Source organism: Rathayibacter sp. AY1B4 (genome assembly GCF_002932815.1).
GTDB lineage: Bacteria > Actinomycetota > Actinomycetes > Actinomycetales > Microbacteriaceae > Rathayibacter.
Genome location: NZ_PSWN01000018.1, coordinates 12,762 through 26,265 on the forward strand (window position 1 = coordinate 12,762; position 13,504 = coordinate 26,265).

Consider the following 13,504-nt stretch of genomic DNA (forward strand, 5'->3'; position numbering starts at 1 on the left):
TCTCAGGACGCCGGCGCCTCCTCCATCCCGAGCCGCATCGCCAGGTCCATGGCACGCAGGCGGGCCGGCGAGACGTCGTAGGGCAGGCTCCGGATGATCTCGCCGGCGCTCCGGGCGCGGGAGCCCTGTGCGGGATCGGGGGCCGGCGCGGGGTCCTCGGGCGGATGCGCCTCGTCCCACGCGTCGAAGATCGCCTCGTCCTCCTCGAGCTGACCGGACTCCTCGACGACGCGCATCAGCCGGGCCTCGAAGGCGTGCCGCTCCCGCGCCACCTGCTCCACCCGGGGGTCGTCCTCGGCGACCGTGTCGTCGAGGGCCTCCTCGGCGGCGTCGACGCGGTCGGCCTCCGCCCGCAGCGCCGGATCGGCGGCCAGGACGACGAAGCGGCCGGCCTGGGAGACGGCGCCCAGCGGACCGAACATCCGCTCGGTGACCAGCAGGGTGTCGAGGTCGGCCTGGCGCAGCGAGCCCTCGGGCGCGCCCTCGAGGCGGCGCGAGACGATGTCGTCGAGCAGCCCCAGCCGGCCGCCGAGGGTCCGCATGCGCCGGACCGAGGCCCGCTTCCGCTGCAGCTCCTCCTCCTGCGCGGCGAGCGCGTCGTCCAGCCGCGCGAGGACGCCCGCGACCTCGTCCTCGCGGTCGGCGCTGTCCTCGGCGCCGGCCGGGGCTGCGACGGCGAAGGCGTCCCGGATGTCCTCGAGCGCGACCCCGGCGTCGGCCAGGCGGCGGATCCAGAGCAGCCGGATGATGTCGTCGTAGCCGTAGCGCCTGCGGCCGTCGCCGCCCCGCTCGCGCTCGGGGAGCAGGCCGAGCCGGTGGTAGTGGCGGATCGCCCGCGGAGTGACGCCGGCGAACGCGGCGGCGTCGCCGATCTGCACCTGGCGGGGCGGGGCGGGGAACGAAGGCATGGGGGACCTCTCCGATCGGGACGGTGTGCATCGAGCAGACCACATGACGCAGGGGCAGGAGCAAGCCGGCCCGGCCTGCTCCCGCCCCGCGTCCCCTCGCGCTCAGCGCGCCAGGCGCACCGTCGCGATCTCGAACGGGCGCAGCTCGAGCTGTACGTCGGCCGACTCCGCCTCGACGGAGCTCTCGATGCGGACCTGCTCGGTCTGGCGCTCCATCAGGTCGGTGCGGGTGACCGCCCGGACGGCGAAGGCGGCGCGGAGGGTCGCTGCGGCGCGGCGGCCGAGCGACTCGTAGAGCCGCACGATCACGTCGCCGCTCCCGTCGTCCGCCGCCTTCACGGCCTCGACGATGACCGAGGGGTCGTCGATCGACACCAGGGGAGCGACGGGCGCGGCGCCGGTGAGCCTGCGGACCGGGGTGTTCAGCGCGTAGCCGGCCTCGACGGCGTCGGGCAGATCGGCGCCGACCACGAGCGAGACGGCGAGGCGGTGGCGGCCCTGGTCGGCGTCCGGGTCGGGGAACAGCGGCGCGCGCAGGAGCGAGAGCCGGACCGTGGTCGTCGGGGTGCCGGCCGCGGCCCGGTCGCGGGTGATGTCGTGCCCGTAGGTGGAGTCGTTGACGACCGCGACGCCGAAGCCCGGCTCGCCGACGTGCACCCAGCGGTGCGCGACGGTCTCGAAGCGGGCGGCGTCCCACGTCGTGTTCACGTGGGTCGGGCGGTGCACGTGGCCGAACTGGATCTCGGACGTCGCCCGGTCCGAGAGCAGGTCGAGCGGGAAGGCGAGCTTGAGCAGCTTGCGGCGCTCGTGCCAGTCGATGTCGAGGTGGAGGTCGACGGCCGCCCGGCCGATCTGCAGCGAGACGGTCTGCACGACCGTGGAGCCGCCGAACGAGCGGGTGATCACGACCGCCGGCACCTCGCGGCCGAGCGGGTCGCTCACGGTGCCGGCGCGGACCGAGTCGACGCCGACGAGGTCCTCCACCGTGCGGCGGTAGTTGTCGTCGAGGTCCCAGGCGTCCCACTTGTTCGGGGTGTCGCGGTGGAGCTGGAGGAGCCCCGCGGCGGCGCCGGCGGGCACGACCTCCCGGCCGCTCGCGAGGTCCACGACCGACTCGAGGAGCCCGGAGGCGCCGATCCGCACCCGGACGAGCCCGTTGTCGAGGACGTGGGCGTCGCCGTCGGAGCGGAGCGTCGGGGCCGAGTGCTCCGCGGCGGGGTCGGCCGCGGCCGCGCCGAGCGCCGGCACGCCCCCGACGGCGAAGGGGGAGGAGTTCACCAGCAGCTCCGCGGAGCCCTCGCCGGCGAGGGCCCGGACGGTCTCGGCGATCATCTCCTCGATCCGCTGCGCGATGCGGGCGTAGTTCTCCTCCGCCTCGCGGTGCACCCAGGCGATGGAGGTGCCGGGCAGGATGTCGTGGAACTGCTGTAGGAGGACCGTCCGCCACATCTCGCGCAGCTCGTCGGCCGGGTACGGGACCCCGGCGCGGACGAGGGCCGTGGTCGCCCACAGCTCGATCTCGCGGAGCAGGTGCTCGCTGCGGCGGTTGCCCTGCTTGGTGCGCGCCTGCGACGTGTAGGTGCCGCGGTGGAATTCGAGGTAGAGCTCGCCCGACCAGGTGGGCGCGTCCGGGTACTCGGCCTGCGCCTCCTCGAAGAAGCGGCGGGGCGTGGACAGCTCGACGGTCGGCGAGCCCTCGAGGCTGCGCGTGCGGCGGGCGGCCGCGATCATCTCGCGGTTGGGGCCTCCTCCGCCGTCGCCGTAGCCGAAGGGCACGAGCGACATGGTGCCGCTGCCCTTCTCGGCGTACTGGCGCTCGGCTCGGGCGAGGTCCTCGCCGGAGAGGTCGGAGTTGTAGAGGTCGACGGGCGGGAAGTGCGTGAACACGCGGGTGCCGTCGATGCCCTCCCACCAGAAGGTGTGGTGGGGCATCGTGTTGGTCTCGTTCCACGAAATCTTCTGCGTGAGGAACCAGCGCCCGCCCGCTCCGGCGATGATCTGCGGCAGCGCGGCGGAGTAGCCGAAGGAGTCCGGGAGCCAGACCTCCTCCGTGTCGATCCCGAACTCGTCGAGGAAGAAGCGCTTGCCCTCGAGCAGCTGGCGCACGAGCGCCTCGCCGCCGGGCATGTTCGTGTCCGACTCGACCCACATCCCGCCGACCGGCACGAAGCGGCCCGCGAGCACGTGGCCGCGGACGCGCTCGAACAGCTCCGGGTGGTCGCGCTTCAGCCACGCGTACTGCTGCGCGGAGGAGGCGGCGAAGACGAAGCCCTCCTCGCGCTCGATCAGGTCGCAGACGTTCGAGAAGGTGCGGGCCACCTTGCGGGCGGTCTCGCGGGCGGGCCAGAGCCAGGCGGAGTCGATGTGGGCGTGGCCGACGGCGTGCAGGTGGTGCGCGCTGGCCGAGGCGGGGCGCTCGAGGACGGTCCGCAGCGCCTCCCGGCCCGCGGCGGCGGTGCCGGACACGTCGTCCGGATCGACGACGTCGACGGCGCGGTCGAGGGCGCGCACGATCTCGGCGCGGCGCTGGGAGGACTCGGGCAGCTGCCCGATCAGCCCGACGAGCACGGCCATGTCCTGCTCCAGCTCCCAGACCTCCCGGTCGAGCAGTCCGAGCTCGAGACGGCGGAGGCGGTAGAGCGGGTCGGACGGCAGGGCGCCGTCGGCGGGGCGGCCGCCGAGCGCCGTGGGGGTGAAGGACCAGTCGCCGGTGATGTTCGGGTTGGCGGCGGCCTCGATGTAGAGCTCGACCGTGCGGTCGCCCGCCTCGCGGCCGGGCAGCCGGTCGAGCGGGACCGACTGGTTGAACGGCTCGACGGCCTTCACGACCGTGCCGGTCGCGGTGAAGACGAGCCCCTCCGCCTCGAAGCCGGACTGGGCGCCGGTGTAGCCGAGGTCGACGACGAGCTCGGGCTCGCAGCCGTCGACGCCGACCCAGGAGGCGGGGATCTCGCCGCGCACGTGGAACCACACGGTGCCCCACGGGGCGCCCCACGGCTCCCCGATGCGGGCGGGCGCGTAGGACGCGGCCCGCGCCTGGTCGAAGGGGACCGGCTCGCCCGGAGCGGTCCACGACTCGATCCCGAGCGGCTCGACCGCCCGGTGGATAGCCGGCCGGAGGCTCTCGGCGCGGAAGCGGGCGATGCGGGCTTCGATGCGGGTGCTGTCGTCATGCATGCGTTCTGGTGCTCGTTCCGTGTGCAGTGGGGGAGGGCGGCGGCGCGGAGGGCGCCGCCGCCCGGGGTCAGGAGGCGATGACGACGCGGTGCCCGTCGGGGAAGACGGCCACCTTCCGCCAGGTGTCGCCGGAGCGCTCCCAGCCCTCGTTGACCTGTCCGGCCGGAGGGGTCGGGATGGTCTCGGGGGCGCGGGCGACCGTGGTGTAGCCGGCCGCGCGCTCCACCCGGCCGCGGCCGAGCTCGAACGAGGTCAGGCGTCCGTCGTCGACGATCAGCGAGCCCTCGTCCACTCCCGCGGCGCCGCGCTCGATGAACGGGTTCACGAGGCGCGTCTGCGAGGAGTCGCTGCCCAGCACGATCGCCTTCTGCTGCGGGAAGCGGCCGAGGCTGAGCCCGTAGAAGCCGCCGAGGACGGTGAGGTTGCGCACCTCGAAGTCCGCTCCGCCGTTCGTCAGGCCGACGCCGAGGCAGTTCGCGCCCGAGGTCGGGAAGAAGTTCGGGTTCACGATCATGTGGCTCGTGCCGGCCTCGATCAGCACCTCCCAGCCGTCGCGGGAGCCCTCCGAGCGGAAGTTGATCAGGGTCAGGCCGGAGTTGACCGAGCGCCGGTTCTCGTTGCGGATCGACCGGAGGCCGACCGTGCCGCCGATGGCCTGGCAGTCGAGCAGCGTCATGTTCGTCGGCGCGAGGAGGAAGCCGCCGAGGCCGGGGCTGATCGCCTCGACGTTGGTCATCGAGCCGCCGATGGAGGCCTTGCCCGAGTCCTCCACGCCCCAGCCGGCGGGGGCGACGATCTTGATCTTGTTCCAGGAGTTGGCGTACGAGTACTCGTCGTCGACGCCCGAGACGAAGGTGGCGCGCTCGCGGAAGATGCCCGACTTGCCGGTCTTCTGGATCCACAGGTTGCGGAACTCGCAGTTGACCAGCGAGCGCAGCGACATCCCGTGGCCGCCGGAGGGCGTGCCCGTCATCTCGAAGTCGGCGAGGACGACACCGGTGGCCTTGTTGTTGTTGGCGGGGCCGGCCGCGTCGCCGGTCTGGCCGGAGACGGTGAAGATGTCGCGGGTCGAGCCCTCGATCTGGACGATCCTCGTCTGGCGCATGCCGGCGCCGACGATCTTCGGCCCGGCGTAGCCGTAGGGCGGCCCGTTCTCGGGCTGCACCGGGTAGCCGCGGTAGTCGACCGCGAGGCCCGTCACCCGGATCTCGCCGGCGGGCAGCGACACCTCGCCGCCCGGAGCGGTCATCGCCTTGTCGATGGCCGCCTGCACCGCGCGGGTGTTGTCGGCGCCGGCGCGGTCGTCCCAGCGGAACTCCTTGTCGAGCGGCGAGATCGGCCCCTCGGTGACGCTCAGGCGCTTCTTCTGCCCGGGAGCGTCGGCCGGGGGCGCGGCGGCGGCCGGAGTGGCGGCGCCGACGGCCCCTGCCGCGCCGGCGAGGGCGGCGGCGCCCCCGGCGAGGAAGAGGCGGCGCGAGTTGTCGGGCCTGCGCTGCGGATCGTGCTCGGGCTGGTGATCGGGCTTGTGCTGCCGATCGGGCCTCGGGGAGGCCGTGGTCTGGTTGTCTGGGTCTGCGGGATTCATCATCGTCGACGTTCCGCCCTCTCTCGCCCCGGATGGGCGTACGGCGATCCTTCGTCATCGGTAGCCTGAGGTCAAGACGTAATACCTATTACCAGGATGAAGCGGGGGTGTCCGGGTGCCGCGGATCACGCAGAAGGACATCGCGCGTCTCGCGGGAGTCAGCCAGACGACGGTGTCGTTCGTGCTCAACGACAAGGGCGAGCAGCTCGCTCGGGTCCCGGAGGCGACGCGGGCGCGGATCCTCAAGGCGATCCAGGAGACGGGGTACGTCGCCGACCCCATCGCGCGCCGCCTCAAGCAGGTCGGCACCGGCATGATCGGCGTCTACACCTACGAGAGCCTGTTCCCGCTCGACCGCGAGGACTTCTTCCACCCGTTCCTCGCCGGCATCGAGGAGGAGGCGCAGAACCGCGACATCGACCTCCTCCTGCTGACCAGCGGCCGCGTCGGCGGCCGCCGCGGCGGCCTGAGCGGCGGCACCACCCGGCTGCGCCTGGCCGACTCCTGCATCCTCCTCGGGCAGCACATGCCCCGTGAGGAGCTCGAGTTCCTCAACGCGAGCGGCTTCTCCTTCGTCAGCGTCGGCCGCCGCGACGACGCCGGCGGGCCCGTGCCCTACGTGGCCGCCGACTACGCGTCGATCGTCCGCGAGTTGATCTCCTGCGCGCGCGCCCTCGGCCACACCCGCTTCGCCTACGCCGGCCACGGCGAGGGCGTCGAGTCGTACACCGACCGCATGGCCGGCGCGCGGGCCGAGCTCGGCGACGGCTTCCTCCACCTCGTCCCGGGGCCGGAGGCGTCGCCGCGGGAGTGGATCCGCCGGATCGCCGCCGAGGGCGTCACGGTCGTCCTCGCCGAGCAGGAGGAGCAGTTCGTCCTCCTGCAGGAGGCCGCCGAGGCCGAGGGGGTGGCGGTGCCGGGCGACCTGTCGCTGGTGTCGCTCTCCGGATCGGCCGACCGCACCGGCTGGCAGGCCGGCTTCGAGCTGCCCCGGCGCGACATGGGGCGCCGCGCCGTGCAGATCCTCATCGAGGGCGACCCCGCGCGACGGGAGCAGCAGCTCCTCCGCTGCACGCTCGTCGACGGCGCCTCCCTGGCCGCGGCCCCGGCCTGACCGGCCGGCCCTGACCGCTCGGCCCTGAACGGCCGGGCTCAGCCCGAGTGGTGGCGCCCGATGGGCAGCACCAGCGGCGTCCGCGAGACCGGGTCCTCGATCACGCGCGACTCCATCCCGAACACCGCGCGCACCGTCTCCGGCGTCACCACCTCGGCGGGCGTGCCCGAGGCGTACAGGGCTCCGTCGCGCACGGCGACGAGGTGGTCGGCGTAGCGGGCGGCGAGGTTGAGGTCGTGCAGCACGATCACGATGGTCGTCCCGCGCGAGCGGTTGAGGTCGGTGAGCAGGTCGAGCACCTCGACCTGGTGCGACACGTCGAGGTAGGTCGTCGGCTCGTCCAGGAGGAGCACGTCGGTCCGCTGGGCGAGGGCCATCGCGATCCACACCCGCTGGCGCTGCCCGCCCGAGAGCTCGTCCACGGGGCGGTCGGCGAGCTCGAGCGTGCCGGTGTCGCGCAGCGCCTCCTCGACGATCGCGTCGTCGTCCGATCCGGAGCCGCGGCCGAACAGGCCCCGGTGCGGGTAGCGGCCGCGGGCGACCAGGTCCGAGACGGCGATCCCCTCCGGCGCGATCGGGGTCTGCGGCAGCAGGCCCACCTGCTGCGCGACCTGGCGCGTCGGGAGCCGGTGGATCGCGCGCCCGTCGAGCAGGACGCTCCCCGAGCGCGGGGTGATCAGCCGCGCCATCGCGCGCAGGAGCGTCGACTTGCCGCAGGCGTTCGCGCCGACGATCACCGTGATCCGGCCGGGCGGCACGGCGAGCGAGAGCCCGTCGACCACCACGCGCTCGTCGTAGGCGAGGGTGACCGCGTCGGCGGCGAGGGTGGGCGGGGCGTCGGTCACAGGGAGCCTCCGGAGCGGTTGCGGCGGGCGAGGAGCCAGAGCAGGAAGGGCGCGCCGAGGGCGCCGGTGACGACACCGACCGGGAAGCGCGCGCCCGAGAACAGCGCGCCGACGACGTACTGGGCGAGCAGGTCGGCGGCGAGCACCACGACCGCGCCGACCAGGGCGGAGGGGATCAGCAGCGTGCGCGCGCTCGGCAGGATCCGCCGCGCGATCGGCCCCGAGACGAAGGCGACGAACGCGATCGGGCCGGTGGCGGCGGTCGCGACGGCCACGAGGCCGACTCCGACCGCGAGCAGGGCCAGCCGGCTGCGCCGCACGTCGAGCCCGAGCGCGGTCGCCGACTCGTCGCCGAGCTGCAGCACGCCGAGCCGGCCCGAGAGCAGCAGCGCCAGCGGCACCAGCACGAGCATCGTCAGCGCGAGCGGCGGGACGGAGGGCCAGGCGGCCGAGTTGAGGCTGCCGGTCAGCCAGCGCAGCGACTCCTGGACGTCCTCGAAGTCGGCGCGGGTCTGCACGTAGGCGATCACGCTCTGGAACATCGCCGCGACGCCGATGCCGATGAGGATCAGCCGCGCCCCGATCACTCCGCCGCCCTCGGCCAGCCCGGCGATGATCAGGGCCGTCGCGAGCCCGGCCGCGACCGCGATCACCGAGACCGCGCCGCCCGAGAGCCCGAAGAACGCGATCGCGACGACGGCCGCCGCGCTCGCCCCCGACGTGATGCCGATGATGTCGGGGCTGGCGAGGGCGTTGCGCAGCATCGTCTGGAAGATCACGCCGCCCATCCCGAAGCCCACGCCCACCAGGACGGCCGTGATGGTGCGCGGCAGCCGCAGCGTGCCCACGGTGAAGGAGGCGCCCGGCACGGTCTCGCCGAGGATCACGCGGACGACCTCCGGCACCGAGTAGACCGTGCTGCCGACCGTGAGCGAGACGACGACGAGCGCCAGCGCGAGCACCGCGAGGACCGCGCAGCCGATGACCGTGCGCCGACGGCGCAGCGTGCGGCCGGCCGCGATGCCGACCGCGGCGGGCGCCTCCGCGGTCCTCACAGCGCCCGCACCTTCGAGCGGCGCACGATCGCGATGAGCACCGGGGCGCCGATCAGCGCGGTCACGATGCCCACCTCGACGTCGCTCGGCCGGGCGACCACGCGGCCGACCACGTCGGCGACGAGCAGCAGCAGGGCGCCGAGCAGAGCGGAGGAGGGCAGCAGCCAGGCGTGCGCGGGGCCGGTGACGCGGCGGGCGAGGTGCGGGACGACCAGGCCGATGAATCCGATCGGTCCGGCGATCGCGGTCGCGGCGCCGCAGAGCAGCACGGCCGCGAGCCCCGCGACCAGGCGGATGCGCCCCACGCGCCGGCCGAGGCCGGTCGCCAGGTCGTCGCCGAGCGCCAGGGCGTCGAGCCCTCGCGCGCTGGAGAGGGCCAGCACCGCGCCGACCGCGAGGAACGGGAGGACCTGCAGGATGCTCGCGGTCTCGGCGCCGCCGACTCCGCCGACCTGCCAGAAGCGGAAGCGGTTCAGCGTGGTCTCCTGGGTGAGCAGGACCGCGCTGATGAGGGAGGTGAGCGCGGCGGCGGTGGCGGCTCCGGCGAGGGCGAGCTTCAGCGGAGTGGCGCCCTCGCGGCCGAGCGAGGCGACCGCGTAGACGAACGCCCCGGCGGCGGCGGCTCCGAGGAACGCGAGCCAGATGAACTGCGGCAGGCTCGTCGCGCCGACCCCGGCGATCCCGAGCACGACCGCGAGCGAGGCGCCCGAGTTGAGGCCGAGGATGCCCGGATCGGCGAGCGGGTTGCGGGTCAGGCCCTGCATCACGGCTCCGGCGAGCCCGAGCGCGGCGCCGACCAGGATCGCGAGGACCGTCCGCGGCACCCGCCCCTGCACCGCGGCGTCGACGATGGACGCCGGATCGGGGGAGGTCAGCGCCGGCCAGACCTCGCCGAGCGGGATCTCGCGGGAGCCGTACACGAGCGAGAGGACCGAGGCGACGGCCAGCGCGACGAGGGCGACCGCCAGCGCGGTCGCCCTCGTCTTCCGGGTGGGTGCGGTGCGGGTCACGACACCTTGTCGGCGGCCGCGGCGAGGCCTGCGGTGTACTCGTCGAGCACCCACGGGATGCTGAGCAGGTTCGGCGACGAGGTGGCCATGGCGGCGGAGGAGCCGTCCTCCAGCACGTAGACGGAGCCGCGCTCGACGGCCGGGATCTTGGAGAGCAGCGGGTCGGCCTGCAGCGCGGCGAGGGTCGTGTCGTCGCCGTAGACGACGAGCACGTCGGCGTCGAGCTGGTCGGCGTTCTCGGAGCTGATGGTGCCGCTGAACGCCTCCGAGTCGCCGGAGAGCTCGACGACGCTCGGGGCGACGTCGAGCCCGAGGTCCTCGACGAACTTCACGCGCGCGTCGTTCGGCGTGTAGTAGGTGAAGGTGCTCGCGTCGGTCGGGTCGTACCAGCCGTACATGAACGTGGTGCCCGCGAGCTGCGGGTAGGACGCGGTGGTCTGCGTGATGTCGCTCTCGATCTCGCCGACCTTCGCGACGGCCTCGTCCTCGAGGCCCAGCGCGGCGCCGTCGAGCTTCGCGGAGTCCTGCCAGGTCGTGCCCCAGGGCAGGCCCGGGTAGGCGACGGTGGGGGCGATCTGGCTGAGGGTGTCGTAGTCCTGCCGGGTGATGCCGGAGTAGGCCGAGAGGATCACGGTCGGGCTGAGGTCCGAGATCGCCTCGAAGGGCACGCCGTCGGTCTCGTCGAACAGGGTCGGGGTCTCGGCGCCGGAGGCGTCGAGCGCCTCCTTCGTCCACGCCAGCAGGCCGTCGCCGTCCTCGTCGCCGTAGGAGGCGCGGGTGAAGCCGGCCGGGGTCACGCCCAGCGCGAGCGCCACGTCCTGGTTGGTCCAGCTCGTCGCGACGACGCGGTCGGCCGACTCGACGGTGGTGCTGCCGAAGGCGTGGTCGACGGTGACGGGGAAGCCCTCGCCGCTCTCGGCGGCGCTGCTCTCGGACGTGCCCTCGGAGCCGGCGTCGGCTCCTCCCGAGCAGGCGGTGAGCAGCAGCGCGGCGAGGCCGAGCGAGGCGACGGCGGTCAGGCGGAGGGGGGTGCGAGTGGCGGGCACGGCGATCCTTCGAAGGGGGTGGTGGGGGTTGCGAAGGTTAACCTAACCTAACCGCCTGGACGGGGCCAGTGGCCGGTGGGATCAGCGGCGGTGGGACGCGACCAGGCGGCGCAGGTGCTCGCGGGGAGCGTCGACGATCCGGACGGGGTCGTCGAGCACGAGCGTCGTGCGCTCGGATCCGTACTCGGGCCAGCCGGCGTCGCCCGTCGCCGCGAAGGCGGCCCAGCGCGACGAGACCTCGTCGCTGAGGCGCTGCGGGGCGGGCCCGATCGTGCCACGGGCGTCGTCGAGGCTGCGGAAGAGGAAGGGCAGCTCGAGGGAGTGGGTCGCGCCGCGGGAGTCGTCGGCGCGCCAGGCGAACAGGGCGGCGCGCGTCGATCCGGTCGCTGCGGTCCGGGCGTCGAGCAGCCGCAGACTCGGCTGCCGGTAGATCTCGTCGGCGAGGCACGCCTCCAGGGCCTCGGCGTCCGAGGGGGTGCGGCCCAGGTCGGCCGCCAGAGCCTCTCGATAGGACCCCGCGTCCCCTCCCGGAAGCAGGTCGGCGACGTGCCGGTCGAGCTGTGCGCGCAGCTCGACGGAGTCGGGAGCCCGGAGGTCGACGGAGCCCGAGCCCTCGTTGACGTTCGTCGTCACGACGAGATCCACTCCGCTCGAGGCTCCCGCCGCGACGGCGGACACCGGGTCGCGGGTCAGCAGGCGGCCGTCGAGGCCCGCCCGGAACACGGCGACGGTGTTCGGACCCGCGGCCGAGCGGCGGGCGAGCAGGCGGTCCTGCGCCTCGATCAGGCGCGTCCAGGGCAGGTCCAGGAGCCGCTCCGGCGGCGCGCCGAGCAGGTCGAGCAGCTCCGCCGTCGCCTCCTCGCCGTACTCGCGGGACCCGACGCGCTCGGGGTTCGCGCTCTGCAGCACTGCTCGCGCGAAGAGGCCCTCGGCGCGGGGCGCTGCGAGCAGCATCGCGGCCGACGTCGCGCCGGCGGACTGGCCGGCCAGCGTGATCCGACCGGGGTCTCCTCCGAACGCCGCGATCTCGTCGCGGACCCACTCGAGCGCGGCGACGGTGTCGTGCAGGCCCGCGTTCGCGGAGTCGCGGTACTCGTGGCCGAGGAGGTGGTCCACGGTGAGGAATCCGAGCGCGCCGAGCCGGTGGCCGAGCGCCACGACGACGGTGCCGGTCCGGGCGGCGAGCCGTGCTCCGTCGCAGAAGGGCTCGGAGGGGGAGCCGGCGACGTGCAGCCCCCCGTGGATCCAGACGATCACCGGGCAGGCCTCGGCTGCCTCCGGCGTCCAGACGTTCACGGTCAGGCAGCCGGTCTCGCTTCCACCCGACGTCTGCGGAGCCCGCGGTCCGGGCTCCAACGCCTCGCGCCGTCCGCTCCAGGCCTCGAGCGGCGGAGCCGGGAGGAAGCGCCGGGGGTCGCCCGCGTAGGGCACCCCGAGGAACGCGTGCGCCGCTCCGTCCGGCGTCTCGACGGTCCGCCCGAGCAGCCGGCCGGCGGAGACGACGGCCTCAGCCATCGCGCCCTCCGGGCTGCAGGAGCACCGGCCCGTGCCCGGGCGAGAGGGTGCTCTGCAGCACGAGGGAGGACGCTCCGACGGCGGCCGCGTCGCGCGGGTTGGTCGAGAGCTCGACCTCGATCGGGTGGGCCCGGCGGGCGAAGCGGCGCTCGTCGAGGCGGGCGCGGATCGCGCGGGTGTGGATCGATCCGGCGATGGCGACTCCGGGGCCGGTGAGGACCAGCTCGTCGAGGTCGAACAGGTTGGCCAGGATCAGAGCGCCGTCGGCCAGGTGCCCGGCCGCGCGCTCGATCAGGGCGAGGGCCGCCGGATGGCCGTTGATCGCCGCCAGGCTGAGCACGTCGAAGTCGCGGGCGTGCTCCTCGGCGCGGAAGGCGAGGTCGAGGTCGGCGAACGCGGCGCGGTCGGAGCGCGCCTCCTCCACGACCACCGTCGGCGAGGCGTACCGCTCGAGGCAGCCGACGTTGCCGCAGAAGCACTCGCGCCCGCCCGGCACGATCGTGACGTGGCCGATCTCGACCGCGTTCGAGCTCGCCCCGCGCAGCAGTGCGCCGTCGAGGACGACGCCGGCCCCGATGCCGGTGCCGACGTAGATGCTCCCGAAGGTGCGGTGCCGCGAGACGCCGCGGCTCCAGAACTCGCCGATCGCGGCGGCGGCGGCGTCGTTGTCGAGCAGGATCGGCGCGCCCAGACCGGCGCCGAGCTCCTGGCGGAGCGGGTGGTCGCGCCAGTGGTGCAGCGTCGGCGGGCCGAGGACGCGGCCCGCGGCCTGGTCGATCGGGCCGGGAGCGACGACCGCCACGCCCGCGATCGAGCCGCGGTCGATCCCGGTCCCGCGGATGAAGTCGTCGTAGGCCCGGACAAGGCGCGCGGTGACCTCCTCCGGTGAGGCGAGCGCGGCGCCGTCGATCTGCTGGCGTGCGATCACGCCTCCGCCCGTGTCGGTCGCGACCAGGGTGATCGACTCGAAGCCGAGCTGCAGGCCGATGGCGATCCTCGCCCGCGCGTTGATCTCGAGCAGCTGCCGCGGCTTGCCCCCGGTCGAGGTCGAGCCGGTCTGGCGGACGATGCCGTCGGTGAGGAGCTTGCGCACGATCATCGAGATCGCGGGCTGGGTGAGGCCGGTCGCGGCGGTCAGCTCGACGCGGCTGATCGGCCCGGAGGAGCGGATCAGGTCCACGACGAGGGCGCGGCTCCCGGGGGCCGCGGGTGTCGATTCGCGCCGTGCCATGCCGTCACCTCCCGTTCC

The 13,504-nt window shown here is 74.2% G+C and carries 10 protein-coding genes; 1 reads left to right on the forward strand and 9 read right to left on the reverse strand.

The genetic code is table 11. From position 1 onward, the window contains the following. Positions 1-2: 2 nt before the first annotated feature. From C5D66_RS12160 to C5D66_RS12170, 3 genes are all read right to left on the reverse strand, one after another. Positions 3-908 carry a MerR family transcriptional regulator gene (locus C5D66_RS12160; protein WP_104255940.1) on the reverse strand — a complete coding sequence of 302 codons (906 nt, stop codon included), beginning with the start codon at positions 906-908 and terminating at the stop codon, positions 3-5. Between the two features lie 102 nt (positions 909-1,010). Further along, positions 1,011-4,085 carry a glycoside hydrolase family 38 C-terminal domain-containing protein gene (locus C5D66_RS12165; RefSeq protein ID WP_104255941.1) on the reverse strand — a complete coding sequence of 1,025 codons (3,075 nt, stop codon included), beginning with the start codon at positions 4,083-4,085 and terminating at the stop codon, positions 1,011-1,013. Between the two features lie 67 nt (positions 4,086-4,152). Next, positions 4,153-5,673: a hypothetical protein gene (locus tag C5D66_RS12170; protein ID WP_104255942.1), complete on the reverse strand. Its 1,521-nt coding sequence runs from the start codon at positions 5,671-5,673 to the stop codon at positions 4,153-4,155. A 112-nt stretch (positions 5,674-5,785) separates the two neighbouring features. On the opposite strand from C5D66_RS12170, the gene C5D66_RS12175 reads away from it, so the two are divergent. Further along, positions 5,786-6,784 carry a LacI family DNA-binding transcriptional regulator gene (locus tag C5D66_RS12175; RefSeq protein WP_104255943.1) on the forward strand — a complete coding sequence of 333 codons (999 nt, stop codon included), beginning with the start codon at positions 5,786-5,788 and terminating at the stop codon, positions 6,782-6,784. A 38-nt stretch (positions 6,785-6,822) separates the two neighbouring features. On the opposite strand, the gene C5D66_RS12180 is transcribed toward C5D66_RS12175, so the two are convergent. The 6 genes from C5D66_RS12180 to C5D66_RS12205 all read right to left on the reverse strand — a co-directional run bounded on the left by C5D66_RS12180 (position 6,823) and on the right by C5D66_RS12205 (position 13,486). Next, positions 6,823-7,629 carry an ABC transporter ATP-binding protein gene (locus tag C5D66_RS12180; RefSeq protein WP_104224308.1) on the reverse strand — a complete coding sequence of 269 codons (807 nt, stop codon included), beginning with the start codon at positions 7,627-7,629 and terminating at the stop codon, positions 6,823-6,825. Further along, positions 7,626-8,684 (reverse strand): iron chelate uptake ABC transporter family permease subunit, encoded by a 1,059-nt coding sequence (locus C5D66_RS12185; protein WP_104238784.1) that lies wholly within the window; start codon positions 8,682-8,684, stop codon positions 7,626-7,628. Before C5D66_RS12185 ends, C5D66_RS12180 begins: the two co-directional genes overlap by 4 nt. Continuing rightward, positions 8,681-9,694: an iron ABC transporter permease gene (locus C5D66_RS12190; protein ID WP_104224306.1), complete on the reverse strand. Its 1,014-nt coding sequence runs from the start codon at positions 9,692-9,694 to the stop codon at positions 8,681-8,683. Before C5D66_RS12190 ends, C5D66_RS12185 begins: the two co-directional genes overlap by 4 nt. Next, complete coding sequence (locus C5D66_RS12195) at positions 9,691-10,740, reverse strand: iron-siderophore ABC transporter substrate-binding protein (RefSeq protein ID WP_181028823.1); 1,050 nt, start codon at positions 10,738-10,740, stop codon at positions 9,691-9,693. Before C5D66_RS12195 ends, C5D66_RS12190 begins: the two co-directional genes overlap by 4 nt. 81 nt (positions 10,741-10,821) lie before the next feature. After that, complete coding sequence (locus tag C5D66_RS12200) at positions 10,822-12,255, reverse strand: carboxylesterase/lipase family protein (protein WP_104274380.1); 1,434 nt, start codon at positions 12,253-12,255, stop codon at positions 10,822-10,824. Further along, positions 12,248-13,486 (reverse strand): ROK family transcriptional regulator, encoded by a 1,239-nt coding sequence (locus C5D66_RS12205; RefSeq protein ID WP_104326926.1) that lies wholly within the window; start codon positions 13,484-13,486, stop codon positions 12,248-12,250. Before C5D66_RS12205 ends, C5D66_RS12200 begins: the two co-directional genes overlap by 8 nt. Positions 13,487-13,504 lie beyond the last annotated feature (18 nt).

Bases quoted from the DNA above. Each gene is read 5' to 3' on its own strand.
- C5D66_RS12205 (WP_104326926.1), bottom strand. From the start codon at position 13,486: ATGGCACGGCGCGAATCGACACCCGCGGCCCCCGGGAGCCGCGCCCTC.
- C5D66_RS12170 (WP_104255942.1), bottom strand. From the start codon at position 5,673: ATGATGAATCCCGCAGACCCAGACAACCAGACCACGGCCTCCCCGAGG.
- C5D66_RS12200 (WP_104274380.1), bottom strand. From the start codon at position 12,255: ATGGCTGAGGCCGTCGTCTCCGCCGGCCGGCTGCTCGGGCGGACCGTC.
- C5D66_RS12165 (WP_104255941.1), bottom strand. From the start codon at position 4,085: ATGCATGACGACAGCACCCGCATCGAAGCCCGCATCGCCCGCTTCCGC.
- C5D66_RS12160 (WP_104255940.1), bottom strand. From the start codon at position 908: ATGCCTTCGTTCCCCGCCCCGCCCCGCCAGGTGCAGATCGGCGACGCC.